General features: G+C 38.6%; 29 protein-coding genes and 1 pseudogene. 12 read left to right on the top strand and 18 right to left on the bottom strand.

The window, feature by feature from the left end; all coding sequences use genetic code 11:
• Positions 1–339: 339 nt before the first annotated feature.
• From CA730_RS25115 to CA730_RS24230, 3 genes are all read left to right on the top strand, one after another.
• Entirely contained in the window at positions 340–819 is a 480-nt protein-coding gene (locus CA730_RS25115; RefSeq protein ID WP_197705509.1) for an RNA polymerase sigma factor, read from the top strand.
• Positions 820–1,266: 447 nt separating this feature from the next.
• Complete coding sequence (locus tag CA730_RS08085; RefSeq protein ID WP_096666059.1) at positions 1,267–1,605, top strand: hypothetical protein; 339 nt, start codon at positions 1,267–1,269, stop codon at positions 1,603–1,605.
• 7 nt (positions 1,606–1,612) lie between these two features.
• Positions 1,613–1,816: a hypothetical protein gene (locus tag CA730_RS24230; protein WP_157749936.1), complete on the top strand. Its 204-nt coding sequence runs from the start codon at positions 1,613–1,615 to the stop codon at positions 1,814–1,816.
• 22 nt (positions 1,817–1,838) lie between these two features.
• On the opposite strand, the gene CA730_RS08080 is transcribed toward CA730_RS24230, so the two are convergent.
• From CA730_RS08080 to CA730_RS25105, 3 genes are all read right to left on the bottom strand, one after another.
• The gene (locus CA730_RS08080) at positions 1,839–2,441 is read right to left on the bottom strand and encodes a hypothetical protein (RefSeq protein WP_096666057.1); all 603 of its coding nucleotides are present in this window, start codon (positions 2,439–2,441) and stop codon (positions 1,839–1,841) included.
• A gap of 123 nt (positions 2,442–2,564) precedes the next feature.
• Positions 2,565–2,717, bottom strand: a complete 153-nt coding sequence (locus CA730_RS25110; RefSeq protein WP_197705508.1) for a helix-turn-helix domain-containing protein — start codon at positions 2,715–2,717, stop codon at positions 2,565–2,567.
• A gap of 1 nt (position 2,718) precedes the next feature.
• On the bottom strand, positions 2,719–2,877 hold the full coding sequence (locus CA730_RS25105) for a hypothetical protein (protein WP_197705507.1): 159 nt from the start codon (positions 2,875–2,877) through the stop codon (positions 2,719–2,721).
• A 51-nt stretch (positions 2,878–2,928) separates the two neighbouring features.
• Between CA730_RS25105 and CA730_RS08065 the strand changes: the two genes are divergently transcribed.
• Positions 2,929–3,129 carry a hypothetical protein gene (locus CA730_RS08065; RefSeq protein ID WP_096666053.1) on the top strand — a complete coding sequence of 67 codons (201 nt, stop codon included), beginning with the start codon at positions 2,929–2,931 and terminating at the stop codon, positions 3,127–3,129.
• A 99-nt stretch (positions 3,130–3,228) separates the two neighbouring features.
• Here CA730_RS08065 and CA730_RS08060 read toward each other — a convergent pair whose 3' ends face one another.
• The 4 genes from CA730_RS08060 to CA730_RS08045 all read right to left on the bottom strand — a co-directional run bounded on the left by CA730_RS08060 (position 3,229) and on the right by CA730_RS08045 (position 7,869).
• Positions 3,229–3,627, bottom strand: a complete 399-nt coding sequence (locus tag CA730_RS08060) for a cupredoxin domain-containing protein (protein WP_231940034.1) — start codon at positions 3,625–3,627, stop codon at positions 3,229–3,231.
• Positions 3,628–3,761: 134 nt separating this feature from the next.
• Positions 3,762–6,593 (bottom strand): M16 family metallopeptidase, encoded by a 2,832-nt coding sequence (locus tag CA730_RS08055; protein WP_096666046.1) that lies wholly within the window; start codon positions 6,591–6,593, stop codon positions 3,762–3,764.
• Positions 6,594–6,774: 181 nt separating this feature from the next.
• Positions 6,775–7,203: a VOC family protein gene (locus tag CA730_RS08050; protein WP_096666043.1), complete on the bottom strand. Its 429-nt coding sequence runs from the start codon at positions 7,201–7,203 to the stop codon at positions 6,775–6,777.
• A gap of 150 nt (positions 7,204–7,353) precedes the next feature.
• On the bottom strand, positions 7,354–7,869 hold the full coding sequence (locus tag CA730_RS08045; protein ID WP_096666040.1) for a TIGR02652 family protein: 516 nt from the start codon (positions 7,867–7,869) through the stop codon (positions 7,354–7,356).
• Between the two features lie 239 nt (positions 7,870–8,108).
• On the opposite strand from CA730_RS08045, the gene CA730_RS08040 reads away from it, so the two are divergent.
• From CA730_RS08040 to CA730_RS08030, 3 genes are all read left to right on the top strand, one after another.
• Positions 8,109–8,612: a gamma carbonic anhydrase family protein gene (locus tag CA730_RS08040; RefSeq protein WP_096666036.1), complete on the top strand. Its 504-nt coding sequence runs from the start codon at positions 8,109–8,111 to the stop codon at positions 8,610–8,612.
• Positions 8,613–8,795: 183 nt separating this feature from the next.
• Positions 8,796–8,921 (top strand): photosystem II protein Y, encoded by a 126-nt coding sequence (locus tag CA730_RS08035; protein ID WP_096666033.1) that lies wholly within the window; start codon positions 8,796–8,798, stop codon positions 8,919–8,921.
• 67 nt (positions 8,922–8,988) lie between these two features.
• Complete coding sequence (locus CA730_RS08030) at positions 8,989–10,233, top strand: bifunctional folylpolyglutamate synthase/dihydrofolate synthase (protein ID WP_096666030.1); 1,245 nt, start codon at positions 8,989–8,991, stop codon at positions 10,231–10,233.
• Between the two features lie 164 nt (positions 10,234–10,397).
• Here CA730_RS08030 and CA730_RS08025 read toward each other — a convergent pair whose 3' ends face one another.
• The 9 genes and pseudogenes from CA730_RS08025 to CA730_RS07995 all read right to left on the bottom strand — a co-directional run bounded on the left by CA730_RS08025 (position 10,398) and on the right by CA730_RS07995 (position 19,006).
• Entirely contained in the window at positions 10,398–11,948 is a 1,551-nt protein-coding gene (locus tag CA730_RS08025; RefSeq protein ID WP_231940033.1) for a type ISP restriction/modification enzyme, read from the bottom strand.
• Between the two features lie 224 nt (positions 11,949–12,172).
• Complete coding sequence (locus CA730_RS08020; protein ID WP_096663248.1) at positions 12,173–13,234, bottom strand: IS4 family transposase; 1,062 nt, start codon at positions 13,232–13,234, stop codon at positions 12,173–12,175.
• A 29-nt stretch (positions 13,235–13,263) separates the two neighbouring features.
• Positions 13,264–14,658 (bottom strand): hypothetical protein, encoded by a 1,395-nt coding sequence (locus CA730_RS08015; RefSeq protein WP_231940032.1) that lies wholly within the window; start codon positions 14,656–14,658, stop codon positions 13,264–13,266.
• Between the two features lie 27 nt (positions 14,659–14,685).
• Positions 14,686–14,751: pseudogene (locus tag CA730_RS25540) on the bottom strand (hypothetical protein); the annotation flags it as partial.
• 19 nt (positions 14,752–14,770) lie between these two features.
• Positions 14,771–15,175 (bottom strand): hypothetical protein, encoded by a 405-nt coding sequence (locus tag CA730_RS25535; protein WP_231940030.1) that lies wholly within the window; start codon positions 15,173–15,175, stop codon positions 14,771–14,773.
• A 151-nt stretch (positions 15,176–15,326) separates the two neighbouring features.
• Positions 15,327–16,625 (bottom strand): ABC transporter substrate-binding protein, encoded by a 1,299-nt coding sequence (locus tag CA730_RS08010; RefSeq protein WP_096671372.1) that lies wholly within the window; start codon positions 16,623–16,625, stop codon positions 15,327–15,329.
• Between the two features lie 86 nt (positions 16,626–16,711).
• A complete protein-coding gene (pyrR, locus tag CA730_RS08005; RefSeq protein ID WP_096671370.1) occupies positions 16,712–17,248 on the bottom strand; it encodes a bifunctional pyr operon transcriptional regulator/uracil phosphoribosyltransferase PyrR in 537 nt (178 codons plus the stop codon).
• Between the two features lie 289 nt (positions 17,249–17,537).
• Positions 17,538–18,488, bottom strand: coding sequence for an adenosylcobinamide-phosphate synthase CbiB (gene cbiB / locus CA730_RS08000; RefSeq protein WP_096666027.1), 951 nt, complete (start codon positions 18,486–18,488; stop codon positions 17,538–17,540).
• Between the two features lie 74 nt (positions 18,489–18,562).
• Entirely contained in the window at positions 18,563–19,006 is a 444-nt protein-coding gene (locus tag CA730_RS07995; RefSeq protein ID WP_096666024.1) for an Rrf2 family transcriptional regulator, read from the bottom strand.
• Positions 19,007–19,415: 409 nt separating this feature from the next.
• On the opposite strand from CA730_RS07995, the gene CA730_RS07990 reads away from it, so the two are divergent.
• Positions 19,416–19,826, top strand: coding sequence for an AbrB family transcriptional regulator (locus tag CA730_RS07990; protein WP_096666021.1), 411 nt, complete (start codon positions 19,416–19,418; stop codon positions 19,824–19,826).
• A gap of 236 nt (positions 19,827–20,062) precedes the next feature.
• On the opposite strand, the gene CA730_RS07985 is transcribed toward CA730_RS07990, so the two are convergent.
• A complete protein-coding gene (locus tag CA730_RS07985; protein WP_096671368.1) occupies positions 20,063–20,458 on the bottom strand; it encodes a DUF1830 domain-containing protein in 396 nt (131 codons plus the stop codon).
• Between the two features lie 31 nt (positions 20,459–20,489).
• Entirely contained in the window at positions 20,490–20,648 is a 159-nt protein-coding gene (locus CA730_RS24225; RefSeq protein ID WP_157749935.1) for a hypothetical protein, read from the bottom strand.
• 97 nt (positions 20,649–20,745) lie between these two features.
• On the opposite strand from CA730_RS24225, the gene CA730_RS07980 reads away from it, so the two are divergent.
• The 4 genes from CA730_RS07980 to CA730_RS07965 all read left to right on the top strand — a co-directional run bounded on the left by CA730_RS07980 (position 20,746) and on the right by CA730_RS07965 (position 24,710).
• A complete protein-coding gene (locus CA730_RS07980) occupies positions 20,746–21,960 on the top strand; it encodes an acetate kinase (RefSeq protein ID WP_096666017.1) in 1,215 nt (404 codons plus the stop codon).
• A gap of 223 nt (positions 21,961–22,183) precedes the next feature.
• A complete protein-coding gene (ftsH3, locus tag CA730_RS07975; protein ID WP_096666014.1) occupies positions 22,184–24,028 on the top strand; it encodes an ATP-dependent zinc metalloprotease FtsH3 in 1,845 nt (614 codons plus the stop codon).
• A gap of 111 nt (positions 24,029–24,139) precedes the next feature.
• Positions 24,140–24,379, top strand: coding sequence for a glycosyl hydrolase family 31 (locus CA730_RS07970; protein WP_096666011.1), 240 nt, complete (start codon positions 24,140–24,142; stop codon positions 24,377–24,379).
• Complete coding sequence (locus CA730_RS07965) at positions 24,366–24,710, top strand: type II toxin-antitoxin system PemK/MazF family toxin (RefSeq protein WP_096666009.1); 345 nt, start codon at positions 24,366–24,368, stop codon at positions 24,708–24,710. The genes CA730_RS07970 and CA730_RS07965 overlap by 14 nt, the downstream gene beginning before the upstream one ends.
• Positions 24,711–24,758 lie beyond the last annotated feature (48 nt).

Below are 24,758 nucleotides of genomic sequence, written 5' to 3'. Positions count from 1 at the left end.
CTGACGGAGGCGTTAGACATGGTGTGGCCTATCCCTTTGGGAGCATAAGGTATCAGCCATAACTCAACATTTATAAGCATTTGTTAAGTTGCGCCGTCTATTAACCGAACAGTGTTGTATTATCCTCCTTGTGTAAGAGGATGTTTGAAAAGTGGTATTCCGTAATTTTCATCACATTGCTACCCCCCTTAGTCCCCCCTTGTAAAGGGGGGAAACAATAAAAATCCAGTTCCCTCCCCTTGTAAAGGGGAGGGTTAGGGTGGGGTAAAAAATATTTGATACATCAACCATAACTTTTCAAACACCCTCTAAAGTGCATCATGACTTGGATTTTAAATCATGAACAGGAAGTTATATATACAAGCGAGTTCAGAACAAGAACTCTTATTCTGCTTTTCCGAGATGGAAATTTTATCTCCAAATAATTGTGGGGATTTCTGGCAGTTATGGCTATCATATCAAGATGATTTTTACAATCTTTGCCGAAAGTGGATGGGAGGTAATTGTCATGATGCCGAAGATGCACTAAATCAGGCAATGCTCAAAGCCTGGAATGAATGGAAAAAATCTGCAAATAAAATCACATATACTAAAGCGTGGTTAACTACTGGGGGGCGGGTGCTGGTAGAGCATTTTCAAGAAATTGAACGGGGTTGTCAGGTTTCGGAACAGGGGACGCAATTACAACCCCAGTTAGCTGACGCTTGGTTTCGTCATGGACGGGTGTTGGCTTTGGCTGGAAAACATCACATCACAACAGTACGCTATCCTAACTGCGGTGGATGCCATATACAACTTTCTTGCCCAATTATGGGCTAAGATCACCCAATTTTTCAAAGACGTGTGGAACTGGATCACAAATATATACTATACAGTGAGAGACTTTTTCACGGGTACGATCAATTCAATCAAAAGCTGGTTTGGCTTCTGAAGGCCAGAACACGATCTGAAACCGACGTGTACAGAGAGGGAAGAGGGGTAGTACCTTCCCTTTCAAAAAATTCCGAAATTGGGGTGGGAAAACGTCTTACTCAAACCATTTTCAATTAATCCAACAAAGCCGGAGCGAAGGGTTACGCAATCAACTACTCCCTTCCCAGCGGAGAATTAGACATTAATTGGGCGAAAAATCAGTCTGTTCTGGGGTTAACTCTATGTCTATTCCTTGAGTGGGAAGGGAGTATCAAACTATAATTGCAGGATAAATCAAACCATGAACATCTTTAAATACATCAAAAAGGCTGTCGTTTTGGGAATGGCTCTATTGTGTTTGACTTTGGCATTTGGAAAAAGATTAGTCAAAATATTTTTGGAATGATAACAAACCCAAAAATGTGGGGAAACATACTAATACCGGAAGTTGATCTATTAAGTGTAACAACTGATAATGACCCTACAGTATCCATTTCTGACCTTAGAAATCCTGCTCAACTTGCTGTTCGCGTTGATGATTATCCAGGCTTTGCTCAATTTAAACCTGTTGCTGTTATTGAAGTGCCGACTGACTTAGAACCGTATGATAAATATAACGCTGTACATTTTGACCAACAGAGTAAGCGTGAAGCATATCAATATCTAAGAAGAATAAAATTAAGTAAAAAGTAGGGGTAAAATGTGCTTGGAAAAGGGCGATCGCTTGTTTGTAGTGAGAAGTGCGATCGCATTTTGGGGATTTGGGGTGTGCGATAACGAAGCACTCCTTAGGAATCGCACTTCCTACATTTCCAAAATGCGATCGCCCTACTTATTTCAGAGAGGGATCATTCCTAATCTTGACTTAAAGCCATTTTACCAGAGAGCGATCGCTACTTCCTGACCCAACAACCCCAACGCCTACCTCAGCCATTCTGGGACATCCAAATCAGAAAGCTCAAAATTTGATCAACTGGTGGTACTGGATAATCATTCAAGTCAATGGTTACTGTTTGTCCTTCTAGTTGGAGAAACCGCCAAACCGTACCACTTGTCACCGTTCCGTAAATTGTGGAAATCGGCTGCTGCTTCTGTTGATTAAAGCGTTGTGCTGCTACCATTTCGGCTAAACATTGTCCCAGTCCTGGTTTTAGGTCTTCTTTTTTCGCTTCCACCAAAACCACTGCCGGGGCTTTAATATACAATTGCTCTGGAGAGCGACTAATCAGAAAATCAACATAACCCGTCAAATCAACCTCTGGCTGCACGTTGAACTCTTCGCCGGAAAAGACACTAATTTGTCCATGAAGCTGACGTTTGACTTCTAGCAAAACGGGATTGATAATGCCTTCAGAACGCGCTTTTTCACTACCTACTGCAACTGCCCAAGGTATGGTTTCTTTCAATGTGTCTTTGAGCAAAGAACTCGGATTAAATGGGGAAATCTCTGGTAGAAAGCGATCGCCTTCAACAATTGTCAGTTGAAAATCATCTACAGCTTTACTCAAAGTAAATTTACTATAAGGCATAAAAGTTTTCTCGATAATTGGTAATATAAAGATATTTTACCGAAAAGCGATCGCCTTGATAATGGGAAATTGAGGGGCGTAGCGTAGCCCGTCCTAGACATCGCGCAAAAGTGTGACAAGTTCCTATTCTTGATAATCACTCAGAAGTATAGGTTCTTTATTCGGAACTCTGACAATAATTTCGATAGTTCCACCCAAAGCAGTCACAACCGCTCGCAGCGTATTTAATTCCAGATTTTGCCTACGTTCTAGCTTGGATACTGCTGGTTGCTGCACCTCAAGCCGCTCTGCTAATTCTGAATAAACCGAGTTTTTCTCGCAGATGTTTCAGTGTAATTTCTTCCAGATGAATCTGAGAAGTTCTTGTTTCAATCAGTTCTCGTCTCTCTTTGGGAAGTTTATTTAACTCTTCAGATAGGGTTGTATATTTTGTCATTAATTTTCCTCCTTAAGTATTTCTAGATATTTTTCATACCGTTGATCTGCGATGGGAATATTTTCCTTGTACCACCGCTTATTACAAAAGAAGGGAACAGGGAACAGGGAACAGGGAGCAAATAAGAAACTTTATAAGTGCTTTATCGGAATTGCGATCGCCCTACTTATCCCCAAGAGCGATCGCTTTTTTGTGGAGGGATGGGCAATTATCGCTCCATTTATTACTAATCAAATGATTAAGCCGTGTTGAGTATAATAGTCCAAGTTTTAACCGTTTAGAGTATATTTTATTAACATTGGGGTATTATGGTTTGGGGAGTATTCCGAGGTAAGCGATCGCTTATGATTATCAACTAATCACAATTTCTCCTTTCATTCCAGCTTCTGTGTGTCCAGCTATAGTACATCCTAAAGCATATTTACCTGGTTTCATGGGGACAAATACCCATTCTGCTTCTGCACCAGGTTTAAGTTCTAATTCGTGAATATTCCCTTTAATTTCTACATTGCCGGCTTCGACTTTTTGAGTCCAAATTGCATCAGCAAAGTCTTTAGCGGTAAAATAATGTTTTTGTGAGCTAGGATTATTTAACTTGAGATTGTAGCGTTTACCAGAGGTAAATTCTAAATGATTTGGCTCAAATTTTAATTCATTAGCAACATTACCCAAGCTAACTGTAATCTCTATAGCTGGTTGTTTTAGTAAATTATTAGATAGGTTTTCTGCTGTTGCTGGAGATACACCCATGATTACCAGACTGATTAGCAGGGAAAATATACAGATGATGCGAGGTAGATTGTAGTAGACCTTAATTAAGAAGTTACTCATGACTGAATAGATATTTGCAAATCACACCTATTCCCATTATCCATGACTAAGATTCATTTAATCTTTTTATGTGCCAGAATTTGTGGACCGGCGGTGACAACAACAATTTTATCAGGATGAAGTAATTCACGAGCGGTTTGATTGACTTGATTGAGATTGACTTGTTCTATTTTGCTGATAAATGAGCGCAATTCTATCTGATTCAAGCCGTAAACTTCATTCATCACCATTCTCTGGCTTAACTGTTCGGGATTGGCCAAAGAAATATTATAATTGCTGATTAAATTGCGTTTAGCTGTTTCTACTTCCTGTGCTGTCACACCTTGTTGATGAACTTGTTTCAGGAGGTTGCGGGTACTGGAAATTGCTTTGGGTGCGTCTTCTGGACTGGTTTGCATTTCAATGAGAAATGTACCAACATTTTTACCTGTGATGAAATTGCTATAAATTCCGTAGGTTAAACCTTGGCGATCGCGCACTTCTGCCCCTAGCCTACTCGATAATGTATCACCTCCGAGAATTTGATTCAAGATCATCGCTGCATAAAATCGTCTATCTTGACGGCTAATTCCGGTATAACCCATGTAAGTTATCGCTTGGGGTTTACCAGGAACAACAGGATTAACGTTAATGACGTTTTTCGGCATTCCCACATTGGGATATTTTACCGTTGGTGGTTGCCCTTGAACTTGCCAATCTCCTAATTTTACTTGAATGAGCGATCGCACTTTGCTAACATCAAAATCACCGACAATTGCTAAAACTGTAGTATCAGGGCGATAATGTTGCGCTTTAAAAGCCATCACATCTTGACGTTGAATTTTGCTAATACTCTCCGCAGTCGGGAAGGTATGTAATGGATGTTTTTTCGGATAAATGGACTGCACAAAGATCCGATTTGCAACCTTATCAGCATCATCTAAATCTGAATTTAAGGAAGTTAAAGCTTGTTGACGCGCAAGAGCAAACTCTTTTTCAGGAAATGTACTATTTCTAATTACATCCGTCAAAGTCCCCAACAAAACTGGTAAATCCACCGCTAAACTACTACCTTTAATCCGCACACCTTCACGATAAGCTTCAAAATCTAAATTTGCCCCCTTTGCCTCTAATCCTCCGGCAATAGTCTGCATATCTTGCGTTTTCGTGCCATTCATCAGATTTGCTGCCACTAAAGAAGCTAATCCTCCCTGATTATCGGACTCAAATTCTGTTCCCGCTTTAATATTGCCGCTTAAAGTTACCGTTGGTGTAGTTTTATCTGGTAACAGTAATATGCGTAACCCATTAGCAAGTTGTAATTGCTGAGGTATTTGTCTTTTTTCCGCTTTGGGTAATATATCCAAAGGTGGTAAATATTGCTGAACCTCCGCAGGAACTACAGCCACATCAATATCAAAATTCTCTTGTGTTGGTGTTGAATAAGATGAACTTTGAATTGTTGCTACTTGTTTAGTAGGTTCAAAAAATCCCACTTTCCGCGCTTCTGGTTGCAAGTATTTATTGATGACATTAATCACATCAGCAACTTGAACCTTACGAATATTTACCAAGTGATTTTCGGTATACTGGTAATTATCGGTCGTGATTTGATCATTACCCAACTGCATAGCTTGATTAGTAATATCACGGTTGTTTAAAATTACTGAAGCCGTTAATTGGGTTTTGGCTCGTTCTACCTGTTCCTTTGTCAAACCGATTTTAACAAGTTTATCCAGAGCCTTGATTACCGCTGCATCAAGCTTAGTTAAATCCTGCGTTCCCGCAGATGTAACCAACATTTCATACCAACCACCTGCACGTAAACTAGCGACATTTGCCGAAACATCATTAGCTAAACCCGATTCAACCAACTCCTGATACAAGTAAGAATTTTTACCCGCAGTTAGAATATAATCCATGACTTCCAGCGCGGGGATATCTGGTTGATTGATTTGAGGAAGCGGGTAAATTATTTGTAGTAATGGATTTCCTCCCGGTTCTTGTAATTTAATTACAGGTGTAGGAGTAGCGGCTGGGGATGGAGTTATAAGCTTATGAGGTGAATATTGACGCTTAGGAATTTTACCAAAAACAGTTTGTACATTCTTCAAAGTTTGTGCGGTGTCAAAATCTCCCGCAATTACCAAAACAGCATTATCAGGACTATAGAATTTTTGGTAATATTCCCTTACCTGTTCAACTGTGAATTTTTCCACATCCGCCTTAGTGCCACCAATAGGTAATCTATAGGGATGATCAGGAAAAACCGACATCATCACAGCGCGATTCAGACGATATTCTGAGCTATTTTCATAACCTTGTAATTCAGAAATAACTACTCGCTTCTCACTAGCTAACTGTTGAGGATCTATCAGCGAGTTTTTCATCCTATCAGCTTCTAACGTCAACAGAGCGGTGAGTTTATCCCGTTCTGCCGTATTGTAATATGCAGTTTGGTCATAACTGGTAAAAGCATTAGAATCACTGCCTAAAGCACTAAATAACCGCCCAAATTGAATGGGACGACTGCTAGTACCTTTAAACATAAGATGCTCTAATTGATGGGCAATACCATTTACCCCAGATGCTTCTTGACCTGAGCCAAATTTATACCACACCTGTACTGTCACCACAGGAGCATTATGAACCTCTTTAGTGAGAACAGTTAAACCATTATCAAGGACTGTTTTCCGAACATTTGCTGTAATAGCGAGATTTGGTGTTTCCTTAGCGACTAGTGTTTTATGAGATTTTTCTGGGTCGAAGTTGTGAAGACGGGGAGAAAAATCCGCCTTGTCTCCGCTAAAAGCAGCATCTTGATGGAAGATAAAAGCTGCTATTACCCAGATACTCAAAATAAATAAGGAAAAGCGATGTCGTTGTGCGATAGAGAAAAAAGACATACTCTTTGGCGAATAGCTATATGTAATTTAAGTTACATATATTGATTGACTGAAAAAATTGGGCAAATGTTTCTGTACCTCATGGAAGGAGTCAGGAGTTCGGAGGAATAAAAAAGCAGAATAGTTTTCACCAATTACCAATTACCAATTACCAATTAATTACCTGTTCCCTGTTCCCTTTTCAAGTTGATTTATGCAAAAACCGCAAAAATTCTAGAGGCAACCCGTCAAAATCAGCGATAAACGCGACTTCTAAGATATTATCGCCAATTTGCTGCTGTATAGGTTCTAAAAGAATTTTCAGAGGTGGTAAATTTTCTATTGTTGCTAACCGTGTTTTTAAACTTTCCAACCAAGTTGGTAAATCTGGTGTAATCTGTGTCACATCAAACGCCAGATGATAATAGCCTACATAATGCTCATCATTAAAAGCATCTGGGGCTGGTTTGGGTTGGGGAATTTGGATGAGTTCAATTCGAGTCCCTAAACCTTCCATCCAGCAAGCTAGAGTATAACTGGTAGTGAAGCGATCGCATACCGTAAACCCTAGCTGCTCATAAAAAGCGATCGCTAAATGGATATTTGCCGTTCTAATAGAAGCATGGTGCATAGAATTTTGGATTTTGGATTTTAGATTTTGGATTAATCTACAATCTAAAACCCAAATTGGGGAACAGGGAACAGGGAACAGGGAACAGTAAGATATTTATTTAGACTTTCTTCTCTCTTGCCTCTTGCCTCTTGCCTCTTGCCTTGTTACCTACTCAAACAACCGAAAATATGGATAACGCACCGGCACACCAGGTTCTTTATCCAAATCAAAGTTAATTACTTCCCAACAAGGTTCAGCGACAGAATCGGGGCTAAACTCCACAGGTAAGCCATATAATCGCGCCCCCGTAGCCACCTCCCCTTGTCCAGCACGCCAAGGTGTACTCCGTTCCAAATAGCCACTCATCAACTCCTGATAACGGTTAGCAACAATAATCCTCGTAGCCCGATAACCTTGAGTATAAAGCTTATCTAAAGCTTCATGAATTTCAAACCGAATCCCATCAGGATGGGTATGTTGACGATACCATTCACCATCCCATCTGCGCCAATGACGACCAGACTGTAAATGAACCAACTCTTCTGTTTTGGGTTCAGCTTCAAATGCGCCATGACGAGGACATAAATAAGTATCCGTCAATGTCAAGGCCGAAATAGTTTGGCGACAGTGAGGACACTGTATTTCAGGGCCAAATATCGGGTACTGAAAGCCTGGATTTATCATGAAGTGCGTATAAACATAATATTGTGTTTTCTGCCAGCACCAGTAGGTTTAACTTTACACTCCCGTTCCACTACTTTAAATAACTTGCTCAATGCTACATAAAATGAAGATAGTGCTTGAGAACAAGTTTCACAACCACCTAACGACAGAAGGTCAACGTCGTGATATTCTGGTTTTGCAACCAGTCCTAAAGGTTGGAGTTTCTCCAGTGTTCCTGGGTACCATATCCATATTCTATCGTGTCTATCTCTTCTGGCTGGAAATCTCCAGAATTTTCTCAAGCTGCTTTTGTGGCAGCAAACGCCATCATTATTGGTTCTGTCACTATAGCAGCCAAAGCCAGCGTTTGGTATGGATCTGTGGTTAGAGGTGATGTAGAACGAATTGAAATTGGCGAATGTACAAATATTCAAGATGGGGCTATTCTTCATGGTGATGAAGGTGTCCCCACAATCTTAGAAGATCATGTCACTGTCGGTCATCGCGCTGTGGTACATTCTGCCCACATTGAGTGTGGTTGTTTAATTGGTATTGGGGCAATCGTCTTAAATGGGGTACGAGTCGGCACAGGTAGCATTATCGGCGCAGGTGCAGTAGTTACCAAAAACGTCCCCCCCGGTTCTCTAGTTATGGGTGTTCCCGGTAAGGTAGTCCGTCAACTCTCAGACACCGAAATCACCGAACTCATCGAACACGCTGAAAAATATTATCAATTAGCCCTTCTTCATGCTGCTAATGGGTAATTAGGAAGAGGCAGGGGGCAGGGAGTAGGTAGAAATTTTCCCAATCACCAATCACCAATGACAACTGACTTTTAATCAAACTTTACATAGTAGGTTGAAAAAATTCCCCACTTCAGATCACAATAAAAGTTGAGAACTGTTGACAAAACTTAAAATTTTCTAATTTACAGAGGATTTCTAAATATGGACTTTGATAATCGTGTATTAATTGTTCTAGCACCTGTAGCGATCGCTGCTGGTTGGGCTGTTTTCAATATCGGCGCTGCTGCCCTTAGACAAATACAAAACTTTTTGAGCAAAGAAGTGTAATTTAGGGAACGGGGAACAGGAAACAGGGAAGAAATTACCAATTACCAATTACCGATTACCGATTCTCATGAACGTAGATTCCCTGCTTCAACCCTTTCAGCATTTTGGTGTGAATTTGGGATTGTCTCGGATTGTCAACTTACTGGCAACCTTGGGAAATCCCCATCACCAAGTGCCAATTATTCATGTAGCTGGAACTAACGGTAAAGGTTCTGTTTGTGCTTACCTGTCTGCGGTACTTACTGAGGCTGGTTATAAAACCGGACGCTACACATCGCCCCATTTAATAGATTGGACAGAAAGAATCTGTATTAATGAACAACCAATTGAAAGTAACAAATTGTGTGAATTAATACTCCAAGTTCAAGCAGCTATTAACCCAGAAGAAGAATCACCCACCCAATTTGAAGTCATTACCGCTGCGGCTTGGCTATATTTTGCCCAGCAACAAGTTGATATTGCGGTGATTGAAGTAGGATTAGGTGGGCGTTTGGATGCTACTAACGTCTGTGAACATCCTTTATTAACAGTCATTACTTCTATTAGTCGAGAACATTGGCAACAACTTGGACCAACTGTAGCCCATATTGCCAGAGAAAAAGCCGGAATTATTAAACCGGGATGTCCTGTGGTGGTGGGTTCATTGCCAGAAGCTGCGGAAAATGTTGTAAAATCGCGGATTATAGAGTTACAATGTCCGATTTTTATCCCAAAACCATCTGATCAAATTCATCAAAACTGGGCAGAATATCAAAAAATATCAAGTCCAGAAACAATAAAATATCCCTTACCATTACCAGGACAAATTCAATTACATAATTCAGCTTTAGCTTTAGCAGCTTTGGAAATATTGCAAAAACAAAATTGGCAAATTTCTGAGGAAGCTATAATTAATGGTATGGCTAAAACCAAGTGGCCAGGGAGAATGCAATGGACAACATGGAAAAGCCATAAACTCCTCATTGACGGCGCACACAACCCAGCCTCAGCCACAGTTTTACGTGATTATGTAGATACTCTCAATATCAAAAATATAACTTGGGTAATGGGAATGCTGGCAACTAAAGATCATGGTGATATTTTTCAGGAACTTCTCAAACCAGGAGATAAATTATATTTAGTTCCAGTCCCCGACAGCAATTCAGCAAATTTAGCAGAATTAACTAAATTAGCAACATCAATTTGTCCAGATTTGAATTTTTGTCATATATATCAAGATGTATTTTCAGCTTTAGAGAGTGCTGTTAGTGCTACAGATAATCAAGTTGTTTTATGTGGTTCTTTGTATTTAATTGGTCATTTTTTAGCATAACTATTGGCATTTTCTAAAGTCTTCACTTCCTTCTGCAAAGATTGACTTTCTAACACATTTAACATTCTTTGCAATTCTGACAAAAAGATACAAAATCAAACCAGAAGTTTAAAAATTACATCCTGTAAATCCTATCATCCTGCTTATCCTGATTCTGACAAAAATTACCATTCATTCAAGGCTGGTAAGCTATTAACAATCTTCACAGTTTCTAAACTGACTCTCACTATCCTTTTGACTAAATCTACTATATAACGGGGATTTTCTGACCAATGGTTAGGGTCATTAATTATGCCACTATCTTTATCTTTGGTGACTTTATACCTTTCCATTATCCATTCTAGGGCTGATTTGCCATTTACTATATATTCGTAGGCTTCTAGGGGAATTTGCGATAGGGTAAGTTTACTATTATAGATGATGATGGTTTTATCTATGCCGTTTTTATTCTTACCAAATACCATTTTTTCCACTCGATAATCTTGGTTATCTAAATATAATTCTTTTTTAAATTCTTCTAATTCATAAGGTTCTATGGTTTCATAGTTGAGATGATAATACGCTAATTCTCTTCCCGCTTTACTGAATGTCCAAAAATCGGCTGTAAAGGGGATTCGTGGTAACATTTTCTTCAGGTCTGACGCAAAGCGTTGTTTATATTCGGGAGAATGTAATACTCCATAAATGTAATAGAATATGTCTTCTTTGCTGATGGTTTTGTCTTGATATTTTTGCTGATATTCTTTGAAGATGCTATCGGGAATGTTTTCTTTTTTGGTGTATTGTTCTGTGGTTGCTGTTGCAAATAGTTCTCCTAGTTCGCTTTGTTTTTCGTAGGTATATAAAGGGAAGGATTGACCAGTATCATGTAAATGTAAATTAGGAATTACATCTGTTATTAAAGCTGAAAAATCTTTACTTGCACCAATTCCAGTGACATAAATTGCTAAGTTTTCTAAATCTTGATTAGGGAAAAAATTGGGTTGATAAAAACGAGAATGAATAAGATCATGATTAAAATATAAATGTTGTTTGCAGAAAGGACGATAAATAGCTGTCCGTAAATCATTAGCATCAAACTTAATGACTTTATTTTTTTCAAGCCCACCTTTTAATCTTCTGGTATCCCAAGTAATAAAAGTTGCATCGTATCTAATAAATTTTTCGACTTGTAAGTTAGAATTTTTTGACTTTGCTTCAAAAAAACGTTCTCTTTCCTGATTATAAAAGCAAATTGTTTTTTGTATATTTTCAGATAAACTATTTTTAGAAAAATTATAAACCCAAGAATCACGGTTAGTTACTACGCCATTGCAACAAACATTAAAAATAGTTTTACTTGATTTATCATTCTTATCACCTAATGAAATAAAACTCTCAAAATCATCATTACGTTGATTAATCCAATCATAATTTTCATTAGGAGTTATTTTTTGCCATGTTATACTAGAAATATCACCCAAAGTTTTAATAATGCTTAGTTTTTCTTCTCGACTTAAATAGTCACCAATATCATGATAAAATAATCTATTTTCTGGTTTTTTATCAGCATTTTTGATTAAGAAAATAATCGCAATGGTAGCACGACTTCCTGAACCAAAAATTTTACCACCTTCTTTTCTTGATAGTTCTCCAGAAGTTCTTTGATTACCTCGCAGATTAAAACAATAAATGCTAGTGAATTCATCTACTAAACATTTTCTCAAGCCATCCATTGCATTACTGTCAATAAATGAACCATTACTAACGAAACAAACTACTCCTTTATCTCTTATTCTATCACTTGCCCAGCGAAAAGCTTTTATATAAGAATCGTATAGCGCCCTTTTTCCCGTACCTTGTGAAGCATAAGTTTCTTCTAATTTTTTTTCTAATAATTCGTATTTAAGATTTTGTGCATTATCATTAACAGATTTTTGTCCAGCAGAATAAGGAGGATCTAAGTACAGGACAAAAAATTGAGAGAGAGAAGAAAGTCGTCATATTTCAAATCTAAATCAGTAACAAGAGAACGCAGATAATCTAAACCGTAACGAAAAACACTTTTAGCAAAACGTCCATGTTTCTTGATTTTGATAGGTTGGTGTTGATGCAACCATTCTCCAGTCTTGACAGCCCAACACATAGCTAATGACAGTAAAGCTAAGAGCTTACTCAATCGGTTAGAATCAATAAAATGTGTAGATTCCAAGCAAAAACCACGAGTTTTAAACATACCGAACAAAGTTTCAATCCCCCAACGACGGCCATAGTCAGCAATTATGGTTTGGGGAGAAGTATCAGAAATCACGATTAATAACTTGCCATCATCAAGACGTAAACCAGCTACATAAACTGAACGACCCCAGACCCAACGACGAGTAGATAAAACCTGAGATTCACCCGCAGCCAGATGAGCAAAAATGACGCTACCTGGAAGAGTCTTTTCTGTATCACTAATTAAATCAGTGTGACGAATCCTGATTCGGAATGGAATATTTGGTTCAAGCAGTAAATAACTTAACCATTCTGCCCCCACGAATTCTCTGTCAGCACTGATATAGTCAACTTGTGCATCTGGGAACAGTTGTCCAAATCGGTCAAGTAAATCCATTCGTTCATCCGTGTTGGAGTTACCTTTCTTCTCCAATATCTGCCAAACTAGGGGGTAAGCGACACCATTATGTACTACTCCCAACATGAGGATATTTAACCATATTTGACCAAAACGCCATTCAGTCCGGTCAATACTTAACACCCAAGGCTGGGGAATGTTCATGATTTTTACAATCATTTTCGCTATGACTGCATAATCTATATCAAAATCTCGGAAAAATCTTTGCAACCGTTTGTAATTGGATTCGTTTTTAGCACAGTTGCGAAAACCAGTTGCTAATTCTACCAAGTTCACTGTCTTTACTCTTAATAAAGATATTAAAAATAACGCTAAAAAGCTTAGACGCGCTCCATGCCATTCCAAATGTGGTTTTAGTGTGTCTCGTAATAGGTTAATCTGGTTCATAGGGGTTTCTTTGATTGTGTGGTAACTTTCTATGAAACCCTTTCTCTGTTTCCTTTGCAAGCTTTTTCTCTATTTTTTGTCCTGTACAGAGAAGGAGGATTACCAATAATCACAGTAATATCCCTTTGCTTTTGATTAATAACCCGTTGATTATTTTCAGGAAAGATACTTTCTAACAAATAACCTGCATTTTCAAACATTTGAAAAGTATCAGTTAAAACAATCCCATTAAAAGGTTGATACCCCCCCTGACCCCCCCTTAATAAGGGGGGGAAATCTAAGCCCCCCTTTACAAGGGGGGTTGGGGGGTATTGAGTTAAATAATGATAACTTTCCTCAATATTAATTGCAGCAATATAATAAGCTAACAAAACAATCTCATTAGCGTGCAATTCAGAGGTAAACTTACGTTGTAAATCTTCAGGTTTAATTAACCCACTTTGCAACAACCGCACCATAAAAGTACCCGTCCCTGTAAAGGGGTCTAAAATATGCACACCCTCATCAGTTAAACCCACACCAAACTCTTGTTTTAAAGCAAAATCAGCACTTTTAATAATAAAATCTACAACTTCCACAGGAGTATAAACAATTCCCAATCTTTCAACCAACCTGGGAAAAGCTGCACGGAAAAATTTATCATATAATTCAATAATTATCCTCTGTTTTCCTTCCGCATTATCAATCCCACTAGCGCGTTCTCGCACACTTTGATAAAACTTTTCTAAAGTCTTGACTTCCTTCTGCAAAGATTGACTTTCTAACACATCTAACATTCTTTGCATCGTCTGAGAAACTGGATTATATTTAGTAAATTCGTAACCTTCAAACAAAGCATCAAAAACAGGTTTAGTAATTAAATATTGAGATAACATTTCAATAGCTTCATCTGGAGTGACATTAGGATTAATATTTTGATGTAATCCTGTGATAAACTCATCAAATGCTTTTTTCGCTTCCGATTCTGAATTTTCTAATAATGCTTTAATTCGGGAAGTATGAGTATCAGCAATTCTCGCTACATCCTTAGCCCAATCTTCCCAATAACGACGATTACCACATTTAGTAACTATTTTCGCATAAATTGCATCTCGCCATTCTTCAATGGGAAAATTCAATTCTAATTGTTTATAGGTAGATTCTATTTTTAAACTTTGAGAAGAATCACTTTTTTCTTTACCACCTATACCAATAATACTAATTTTATCAGGACGACGTTTATTTAATTCTATCTTATTGATAGTATCATTAAATCTCTCATCATGAGAACGTAAAGCCTGTAAAACTTGCCAAACTACTTTATATTCATTATCCTTTAAAGCAATTTCAGGAGGAATATCTGCCGCAATACTAACTGGTAAAATGATATAACCGTATTTTTTCCCCTCCGCTTTTCTCATCACTCTACCAACGGACTGTACCACATCCACCACTGAGTTACGAGGTGTGAAGAATATCACCGCATCTAACGCGGGTACATCTACCCCTTCCGATAAACACCGCGCATTGGATAAAATGCGGCAAATATTACCCCCCCTAACCCCCCGCTTGTGAAGGGGGGGAATGAAGGGGTTCAGCTTTTAACCATTCTAACCTTTCATTTCTTTGTAAAGCGTTCTGTTTACCGTCAACGTGCTGTAATTCACATTGTAAAACTGTTTCATCTTCGGGGTTTAATTTTTGATAATCATTGATATTCTTAGCAAATAATTTTACAATTTTTTCTGAATCTTCAATAGTGCGACAAAACGCAACTGCCCGTTTCATTGGGGTTTTATCTTCTGTATCGTCTCCTTCTTCATCATTAAGAATACGTTTTGCTAAACCATTCCAACAACCAATAATTTTAGCTTTATCATCTAAATTTAATACATACTTTCCATCAGAAATTTGTTGTTGAAAAGTTGCATTAACAAAATTTTTATCTACTGCTAATACCATTACTTTGTAATCACTTAATAAGTCAGCACTAACAGCTTCACCAAAATTTAACCTATGAAACTCTTGACCATAAATATCTTCATCATCCTATTTTTTGATTTTATTTGTCTGATAGCGAAGCGTGGCGTTAGCCATATCAGACAATTACCAATTACCGATTATCCCACTGTTGTGCAGCATCTTCCACAGCTTTATCTACTGTTTTTTGTCCTAACATTGCTGCTTGTAAATTTTCGTAAATTACCTTTTGCAAAAGTTTAGAATCTTTGAGTTTGGGGGTTAATACCTCAGCCTGTTTTAATTGTGTCGCACTAATTACCCGCCCCTTTTCCGCTGTCGTAGCATTAGCAGGAACTTCCTTAAAGTAAGTATCCGACAAAGCCTTAATTGTCGAAGGTAGGACTTTAGCAGCTTTAGCAAAGGCTAATTGGTTTTCATCATTTGTAACAAATAAAGCAAATTTAACAGCTTCATCAGGATATTTACTATCACGAGGAATAACTATATTCATCACGGCAACATTTTTCTTACCCGTATCACCCGTAATTTGTGGCGCAATTGCCGAAGCTTGGGCAACCTTGGGAGCATTATTGGCAATAGTTTTCAGAAATTCAGGACCAGAAGCTAAAAAAGCAGTTTCTCCAGACTGGTATAAATCTATAGCATGACGATGTCCTTGAGTTAAAGACTCCTTGGGCAACAAACCTTTTTTATACAAATCTACCCAATATTGAAAAGCAGCTTTTCCTTGCGGGGTATTAAAACCGGCCTTACCTTCAGCATTAACAAGGGTAACACCCATTTGTACCAAAGATTCCAGCACCTCACCGGAGTCCTGAGGGACAAAAGTAGCAAATATTGCATACTTACCAGTTTTATCCTTAATTTGTTGTGCCGCTTGCCCTAATTCTGCGTAAGTGGCAGGAGGTTTTGTCATACCCCCTTGTTTTAACAAATCGGTGTTATAAATAGTTAGTCGCGTGGTGAGATACCAAGGAATCCCAAAACTCTTACCATTGAGGCTACTTGCTTGCCAGATATTTGGTAAATAGGTAGAACGGACTTGACTAGGAACTTTAGCATCTAAATCTAACCAAGCATTTTTACCTGCTAATTGGGAAGCAAAGTCAGGATTAAGGTTAACAACATCTGGTGGCGTTTTTGCTGAGACTGCTGTTAGAATCTTGTTCTCCATCGCTGACCAAGGTACGTCTACCCATTTAACTTTGATACTTGGGTTTTGTGATTCAAATGTCTGAATCAGACCTTGGAAATAGTCGGTAAATTGCGGTTGGAGTTGCATTGTCCAAAACTCAATGGTGGCAACCCCAGCAGCCGCAGGTTTGGGATTATTATTAACATTGCTTGTGCTACAACTAACAATCCAGCTAGTAAATAAGCCTAGTAATGCTAAACAAAACAGTTGTTTAAATTTTTGCAATCGAATCATCATAGTAGGTGGTAGTATTTTTAGAATTAATATGGGTAAAAAGAGGATAGATAATTGTGGAGCTTATTTGTCTAAAAAAGTTAATTTCAGTTACTAATTAATTCCACGCCATCTCGTCCATCACTATCTTGTAGATAAACTTTGACAATTTCCTCTTTCGCTGTGGGTAACTTTTTACCAACAAAATCTGGATGAATTGGTACTTCTCGATGGCCTCTATCTACTAATACAGCTAAACGAATTACTTCTGGTCTACCATATTCATTTACGGCATTTAAAGCAGCACGAATAGTTCTACCTTTAAATATGACATCATCTACGAGTACCACTGTTTTTCCGGTCAAATCAAAGGGAATATCGGTTTTTTCTGGAGTTCTTAACCCGATCTTATCAAGATCATCACGATAAAATGTAATATCCAAAGAGCCTACAGAAACGCTGAAATCTTCGAGAATTTCTATTTGAAGAGCTAATGAATAAGCTAATGGTACTCCTCTCGTATGAATACCCAGAAGTAACAATTGAGATAAATCTCGTGTTCTTTCTATAATCTGAGAAGCCATACGAGTTAATGTCCGACGCAGTTCTTCTGATGAGAGAATTTCAACTACTTTAGTAGACATAATATTGGTAATTGGTAATTGGTAATTGGTAATTGATGATTTTCTCGTTCCCATACTCTGTGTGGGAATGAATACTAAAAGGCTCTGCCTTCAACAACACCTTTAATATAGCGGTTCTCGATTGAGTGAGATACAAGAACCCCAACCCCCTCCCCACAAGCGATGACGGGGCTATGATGTATCTCATGCAAGTGCATACCGCTATAACAGTAGAAGCAGAGCCTATGTGATAGCATTACCAGTCAGAGACTGGGAACGAGATAAGGAGATAAGGATATCAACAGGATAACTAAGGTATTAAAAATATTGCTAGTCCTAACCATAGTAAAAACGCATATCGGGTTAATTGTAAAGCTTGATCAATGGAATCTGGCGTAATGGGATAAATAGGATCTCCTAAAAGTGGTTTCTCTTTAGCTACTCCACGATACCAATTAATTCCTCCCATTTGCACACCTAAAACTGCAGCATAAGCGCATTCACTCCAACCAGAATTGGGACTGGGATCTTTGATGGCATCGCGGCGACAAATTCGCCAAACTTTTACAGGTTTCAAGGATAATAATGATAAAGTTATCACTGTTAACCGACAAGGCAACCAAGTTAAACCATCTTCCCATCGCGCACTAAACCAACCAAGATAAGTATAAGGTACTTCCTTGTAACCGACCATTGAATCTAAGGTGCTACTAGCTTTATATGCTAAAGCCAAAGGGGCAGCGCCAATGATGGGGATGAATGCACCAATAATAGTATAAAAAAGAGGAGCCATTACGCCATCGGTGGCGTTTTCTGTGACTGTTTCTAAGATTGCTCTGAGAATTTCCGGTGCAGAAAGATTGGTTGTATCTCTCCCCACATAATTACTTAAAATCTGTCGCGCTGATTCTAATTCTCCATTTTTTAAAGGTTGGAGAACGTCTATTGCCGCATTTCGTAAACTTTTGAAAGCAAAACAACTAGCTAGAACAATACTTTCTACGGCTATTCCTAACAATGGATGTACCCATTTGGCAGCTTGAACTATTGTCCAACCCACCAAACCACTACCAATTATGACAATTATCCCTAAGAAAATGCCGGCAAGACGTTGAGAAAGAGGATTTTGACAATATTGAAGGGCGAGTTTACTCAAGCGAGAAATTACCCATCCCATGACTCGCACGGGATGAGGCCAACCCCAAGGATCTCCTATTAAGTAATCTAATAAGGCAGCGAAAACCAAAACAGCAGATGTCATTTATTCTTGATTGTTTATTTTTCTTGATTTTCCTTTCTTTTTCCTGAATCTTGGGTGGGGAAACCCCGCCCCTACTAAACTACAAAATTGGCTTCTTCTCCTTGAGATGCTTGCCAACTACGGGCATCATAATAAAGGTCTGCCAGGGTAATATTGTACAGGGCTTCTTTTAGCTTTTGGTTGAGTCTGTTCCAAAGACTGGATGTTACCCAATCTGCTGTTTGAGTAGGTGTGGGATTATTTAAGGGTAAATTAGTGATGTTTTCACCAACTGCTTCTAAAATTTGACCGATAGATATAAGTGCCGGTTTTTTGGCTAGTTTGTATCCACCATCGCTACCACGAATTGATGTAACTAATCCGGCTCGACGCATTTCTATGAGTAGTTTTTCTAGGTAGGGCGCGGGAATATCTTGGCGTTTGGCGATCGCTCTGACAGATTCAGGTCCATATTTTGGACGTAAACTCAAATCTAGCAATGCTTTCACACTATAGTGTCCTCTTGTCGTTAGTTTCATATAGCAGTTATCATGAATTTTATTTTCCCAATCTCTCTTTCCTCATTCCTACCCGATTTGACAATTTTGCAAATCAAATAAGAATACTACATCAGACTCCCATTTGATCCTTAAAAAAATTTATCACACATCTAAGGGCTATTTTCTCCTGTTCCCCGCTCTCTGCCTACATGAATAAATTCATATCTTCTTGAGGATTGCTATATCTATAGTAGCTATCAGCATCATCGTAATTATATTTCCTATAATTTTTTAACAAAATTGATAATAGTGCAACAATTTTGTCTATGAGTGTAATATACTTGGCTAGGCTGATCCAAAAATTAAAGGATTATGTTCCTATTAGTTCAATGTCAGCTAAAATAAAATCCACTTGACAACTTCAAAAATTCATTTTCGACCTAAGTTGATGCCTAAACAGAAAAAAATTGAACCCCTCGTCGGCGAAGAACTGCTCAAAAAAGTTAAAGAGCTAGAAGCCATCAGCAAAGACGACAAAGCTAAACAGTGTGGCTACTATACTGTTACCAAAAATGGTATAGAGCGCGTCAATATGATGAAATTCTTGAATGCCCTAATTGATGCTGAAGGCATTCAGTTGGATAGTTCACCCAGTGCCAATGGACGTGGTGGTCGCAGTGCCAGCTATAGAATTAGTGTCCAACAAAATGGCAATTTATTAATCGGTGCAGCTTACACCAAACAAATGAATCTTCAGCCTGGGGATGAGTTTGTCATTACTTTAGGGAAAAAACATATTCGACTGCGGCAAGTAGATTTAGAATCCACAGAAGATGCCGAAGTAGAAGCTACAGCCTAATGAATATTCATTAGTTAGTTGTGGGCTGTCAGTTGTCAGTGGTTGCATTTTAACCCTGACTGCTGAATAATGGACTGATTACCAAAATGGAGAGAATAGGTAACAGGTAATATGTGATAAATCCTGACTCCTCAGCCTTGGGAAAAATTTGTATGGCTGATATTACCCTATCAGCCAATCCCACATAAAAAAGGCTGCTGAATTCAGCAACCTTCATATTTAGCAACATTGTGTTTTTAATCAATAGATGCCAATTTAACGGTCTGTAAAGATTTTGTCGTATCTACAATTTTTTTATTAATTTCCGAATTAGTCGGATGACTACTACTAGAATTTATTTCTGGAGATAAGTTGTCTTGTCTCTCATCATAGCTAGGTTCATGGATGATCAGGCGATCGCACGGAATTGTATCTGATATAATCGCACTTGCCATCATCCCAGTATGAACTTCCATTTGTGCTTCTGGAGGCACTTCAAACACCAGCCTTTGTCCTGGGAAAACAACCCTTTCAAAGTACCAGTTAGGAATATTGGAGATACGCGCCACCTGGATTTTACTTGTGGCATTGACGTAGCAGCAGAGAATTTTCCCCGAATGCTCCGGTGGTAGAGGATCTAATATCTGAGCCATAACTGCTGAGGAGCTTATTTGCTCCACAATTTTACATTACATCAGTAAAGCTAACACCTGATGATCCCCGGTTACTGTAACTGCGACTACCAACTGCAAGTTTCTGCATTATCAAGGATAAAGCGACTAAATCCCATAAACTAGCGATCGCACTACTAGCTACTGCTTGGACTGTTGTACCTGCAGCCACTTCTCAAGATGATTCTTTAGCCCTAACTCGGAATGATAATTCTGTTTCTAAAGTGGGCAAATCTGCGGTTAATTCATAGTAGGTGAAATTTGAATTTATGAAAATACTCATCCTCAATGCCGGTTCTAGCAGCCAAAAAAGTTGTCTGTATGACATGACATCCCCAATTCCTAATTTAGCCCCCCAACCTCTTTGGGAAGGAAAAATAAATTGGACTGAAAACCAAAATCAGGCAGAAATTACAGTTAAAACCGCTACAGGTGCAAAACTACAAGAAACTATTGCTGGTGATTCCCGACAGGTGCAATTTACTCATTTATTATCTACTCTTACAAATGGCGAAACCAAGGTAATTGATGATTTAGCAGCCATAGATGTGGTAGGACATCGAGTGGTACATGGTGGACAAGATTACCAAGAGGCTGTAATAATTACGGAAAAAGTTAAACAGGCGATCGCTCACTTATGTAATCTAGCCCCAGCCCATAATCCAGCCGCCTTATCTGGCATTGAAGCCATTGAAAATAGTCTAGGAAATATCCCCCAAATCGCAGTTTTTGATACCGGATTTCACCGCACTTTACCCGAAGCCGCAGCCATCTATCCTATCCCCTATAACTTAGTAGAAGCTGGTATCCGTCGTTACGGATTTCATGGCATTAGTCATCAGTATTGTGCCAAGCGAGCAGCGGAAATTCTTGGTCAAGATCTACAATCTCTGCGGATAATTACCTGTCATTTAGGCAATGGTTGTTCTTTAGCCGCCATCAAAAATGGTTGTAGTATTGACACAACAATGGGATTTACTCCCCTAGATGGTTTAATGATGGGTAGCCGCAGTGGGTCAATTGATCCAGGGATTTTGATTTATTTATTGCAAAAGTATAATTACTCTAGCCAAAAATTAGATAATGTGCTAAATAAATCTTCAGGATTAAAAGGCATTTCTGGAGTATCTAGTGATTTAAGAGCAGTGATAGCCGCCAAAGATCAAGGTAATCAACGCGCTCAACTCGCTTGGGATATATACGTACACCGCCTCCGGGCTGGTATCGGGACAATGCTGGCTAGTTTACAAGGTTTAGATGTTTTAGTTTTTACCGCTGGAGTCGGCGAAAACTCCCCAGCAATCCGTCAAGCTGCTTGTGAAGCCTGGGGATTTTTAGGACTGAAAATTGATTCAGCTAAAAATCACCAAAAACCCATTGACATTGATATTGCCACCTCTGATTCCACAGTGCGAGTCTTAGTCATAGAAACTCAAGAAGATTGGGCGATCGCCCAACAATGTTGGAAATTGCTGCAACAATAATTCAGGAGTCAGGAGGTAGGGGTGCAGGGCTTGCGAAGAATCGTTACAATAGAAATCCTACTATCCTCATCTTTTAGACCTGTAGGGTAGAGGAGATTATTTTGATCATGACAGGAGGATTATTTTAAGATATATTAAGATAAGTTAACATAATTATCATAATGTCCTCTTCCTTAGAGAAGCTAGGTATAAGCAGCAAACAAGTACAGGAGAATCAACATCGGTGAATAATAAAAGATGGCGAAATACGGGGCTGTACGCGCTCCTTTTTATAGTTGTTATTGCGTTAGGAACGGCATTGTTTGACAAACAACCTCAAAGCCGAGAAACATGGCGCTACAGCCAATTTATCCAAGAAGTTGAAAAAGGCAGAGTTGAGAGAGTCAGTTTGAGTTCCGACCGGTCTACAGCCTTGGTGACACCTAAATATGACCCTAATAAAAAGATTGTTACCTTAGTTAATGACCCAGATTTAATCAATACTCTGACAACTAAAGGTGTTGATATTGCCGTATTACCTCAAGCAGACGAAGGATTCTGGTTTAAGGCTCTTAGCAGCTTATTCTTCCCTGTATTGTTGCTAGTTGGTTTATTTTTCCTCCTCCGTCGCGCTCAAGGTGGTCCAGGTAGCCAAGCTATGAACTTTGGTAAATCTAAAGCCAGAGTGCAAATGGAACCCCAAACTCAAGTTACCTTTGGTGATGTTGCGGGTATTGACCAAGCCAAATTAGAACTAAATGAAGTTGTAGACTTTTTAAAGAATGCCGATCGCTTTACCGCCATTGGTGCAAAAATTCCTAAAGGTGTACTTTTAGTTGGACCTCCTGGTACAGGTAAAACCCTCCTCGCGCGGGCTGTTGCTGGAGAAGCAGGTGTTCCTTTCTTCTCAATTTCCGGTTCTGAATTTGTGGAAATGTTCGTTGGTGTGGGTGCTTCCCGTGTCCGCGATTTATTTGAACAAGCGAAAACCAATGCTCCTTGTATCGTCTTTATTGATGAAATTGACGCAGTAGGTCGTCAACGGGGCGCTGGTTTAGGTGGTGGTAACGACGAACGGGAACAAACCCTCAACCAGTTACTAACGGAAATGGATGGTTTTGAAGGTAACACTGGTATTATTATTATTGCTGCTACCAACCGTCCTGATGTATTAGATGCTGCTTTATTACGCCCAGGTCGTTTTGACCGTCAAGTTGTAGTAGACCGTCCCGACTACGCTGGTAGAAGTGAAATTCTCCGAGTTCACGCTCGTGGTAAAACTTTATCTAAAGATGTAGATTTGGATAAAATCGCCCGTCGGACTCCTGGTTTTACCGGTGCAGATTTATCTAACTTGTTGAATGAAGCCGCAATTTTAGCCGCCCGTCGCAATTTAACTGAAATTTCGATGGATGAAATTAATGATGCAATTGACCGTGTATTAGCAGGTCCAGAAAAGAAAGACCGGGTAATGAGCGAAAAGCGCAAAACTTTGGTTGCATACCATGAAGCAGGTCACGCTTTAGTTGGGGCTTTAATGCCTGATTATGACCCTGTACAAAAGATTAGCATTATTCCTCGTGGTCAAGCGGGTGGTTTAACTTGGTTTACTCCTAGCGAAGACCGTATGGACACCGGTTTATATAGCCGTGCTTATTTGGAAAATCAAATGGCTGTGGCTTTAGGTGGTCGTTTAGCTGAAGAAATTATCTTTGGTGAAGAGGAAGTTACCACTGGTGCTTCTAATGATTTACAGCAAGTGGCTAGAGTAGCTAAACAAATGATAACTCGGTTTGGGATGAGCGATCGCTTGGGTCCAGTAGCCCTTGGCCGTCAACAGGGAAATATGTTCCTGGGTCGAGATATTATGTCTGAGCGTGATTTCTCGGAGGAAACTGCTGCTGCTATTGACGAAGAAGTTCGTAATTTGGTTGATACTGCTTATATTCGAGCTAAAGAAGTATTAGTCAGTAACCGCAAGGTATTAGATGAAATTGCTCAAATGCTGATTGAAAAGGAAACCGTGGACGCTGAGGAATTACAAGAAATTCTTGGTAATAACGATGTGAAAATGGCTGCTTTTGCGTAATTTTTCCTAAACTTTTTAAGAGGGTAATTCTGGTTTTTCTGGGATTACCCTTTTTTTATTTTATTGTTAATGTTAAAGATGCTAAAATAGAGAAAAATAGTAAATATAACCATGATATCACCACAGTTAGCAGTTGTTAAAAATGGGAAAATAGAATTAATTGATTCCTTGTCTATTCCCGAAGGAACAAAAGTGTTAATTACACCTATTATTGTAGATAATGATACGGAAAATCAAGACGATTGGGAATATTTTTCTTTGAAAAATTTGAATCTATGTTATGGAGATGATGAACCAGAATATACCCTAGAATTAATTAAAGAATATAACAAGAATTATGAAAGAATGTGATATTGTATTAACTCCTATTCCCCAAGCAAATGGAGGAATAAAAAATCGTCCTGCGCTGATTTTAAAAGAAATGCCAAAATATCAAGACTTTTTAGTTTGTGGTATTATTACCCAATTAAAACAATATATTGCTAATTTTGATGAAATAATTTCACCAGAAGATGAAGATTTTCAATTCAGTGGTTTAGTTAGTCAATCTGTTATTCGATTAAGTTTTTTAACCGTTATTTATCGTAACAGTATAATTGGTTCAATTGGGGCAATTTCAACGGAAAGACATCAAAGATTATTAGAAAATTTAAGCCAATATTTAGTTAAATTAACCAAGTAATTGCATACAACAATAATATAGGACTTACGCAAGTGTCACACTAAAAAT

The organism is Dolichospermum compactum NIES-806 (assembly GCF_002368115.1).
Classification (GTDB): domain Bacteria; phylum Cyanobacteriota; class Cyanobacteriia; order Cyanobacteriales; family Nostocaceae; genus Dolichospermum; species Dolichospermum compactum.
Note: the sequence above shows the minus strand (reverse complement) of the source record. Positions and strands in the feature narration are given on the sequence as shown.

Coding starts and splice junctions, on each gene's coding strand:
- CA730_RS25115 (WP_197705509.1), top strand. CDS start 340: ATGAACAGGAAGTTATATATACAAGCGAGTTCAGAACAAGAACTCTTA.
- CA730_RS24230 (WP_157749936.1), top strand. CDS start 1,613: ATGTGCTTGGAAAAGGGCGATCGCTTGTTTGTAGTGAGAAGTGCGATC.
- CA730_RS08080 (WP_096666057.1), bottom strand. CDS start 2,441: ATGCCTTATAGTAAATTTACTTTGAGTAAAGCTGTAGATGATTTTCAA.
- CA730_RS25105 (WP_197705507.1), bottom strand. CDS start 2,877: ATGACAAAATATACAACCCTATCTGAAGAGTTAAATAAACTTCCCAAA.
- CA730_RS08065 (WP_096666053.1), top strand. CDS start 2,929: ATGGGAATATTTTCCTTGTACCACCGCTTATTACAAAAGAAGGGAACA.
- CA730_RS08060 (WP_231940034.1), bottom strand. CDS start 3,627: ATGGGTGTATCTCCAGCAACAGCAGAAAACCTATCTAATAATTTACTA.
- CA730_RS08055 (WP_096666046.1), bottom strand. CDS start 6,593: ATGTCTTTTTTCTCTATCGCACAACGACATCGCTTTTCCTTATTTATT.
- CA730_RS08050 (WP_096666043.1), bottom strand. CDS start 7,203: ATGCACCATGCTTCTATTAGAACGGCAAATATCCATTTAGCGATCGCT.
- CA730_RS08045 (WP_096666040.1), bottom strand. CDS start 7,869: ATGATAAATCCAGGCTTTCAGTACCCGATATTTGGCCCTGAAATACAG.
- CA730_RS08035 (WP_096666033.1), top strand. CDS start 8,796: ATGGACTTTGATAATCGTGTATTAATTGTTCTAGCACCTGTAGCGATC.
- CA730_RS08030 (WP_096666030.1), top strand. CDS start 8,989: ATGAACGTAGATTCCCTGCTTCAACCCTTTCAGCATTTTGGTGTGAAT.
- CA730_RS08025 (WP_231940033.1), bottom strand. CDS start 11,948: ATGGATGGCTTGAGAAAATGTTTAGTAGATGAATTCACTAGCATTTAT.
- CA730_RS08020 (WP_096663248.1), bottom strand. CDS start 13,234: ATGAACCAGATTAACCTATTACGAGACACACTAAAACCACATTTGGAA.
- CA730_RS25535 (WP_231940030.1), bottom strand. CDS start 15,175: ATGGTATTAGCAGTAGATAAAAATTTTGTTAATGCAACTTTTCAACAA.
- CA730_RS08010 (WP_096671372.1), bottom strand. CDS start 16,625: ATGATTCGATTGCAAAAATTTAAACAACTGTTTTGTTTAGCATTACTA.
- pyrR (WP_096671370.1), bottom strand. CDS start 17,248: ATGTCTACTAAAGTAGTTGAAATTCTCTCATCAGAAGAACTGCGTCGG.
- cbiB (WP_096666027.1), bottom strand. CDS start 18,488: ATGACATCTGCTGTTTTGGTTTTCGCTGCCTTATTAGATTACTTAATA.
- CA730_RS07995 (WP_096666024.1), bottom strand. CDS start 19,006: ATGAAACTAACGACAAGAGGACACTATAGTGTGAAAGCATTGCTAGAT.
- CA730_RS07990 (WP_096666021.1), top strand. CDS start 19,416: ATGCCTAAACAGAAAAAAATTGAACCCCTCGTCGGCGAAGAACTGCTC.
- CA730_RS07985 (WP_096671368.1), bottom strand. CDS start 20,458: ATGGCTCAGATATTAGATCCTCTACCACCGGAGCATTCGGGGAAAATT.
- CA730_RS07980 (WP_096666017.1), top strand. CDS start 20,746: ATGAAAATACTCATCCTCAATGCCGGTTCTAGCAGCCAAAAAAGTTGT.
- CA730_RS07970 (WP_096666011.1), top strand. CDS start 24,140: ATGATATCACCACAGTTAGCAGTTGTTAAAAATGGGAAAATAGAATTA.
- CA730_RS07965 (WP_096666009.1), top strand. CDS start 24,366: ATGAAAGAATGTGATATTGTATTAACTCCTATTCCCCAAGCAAATGGA.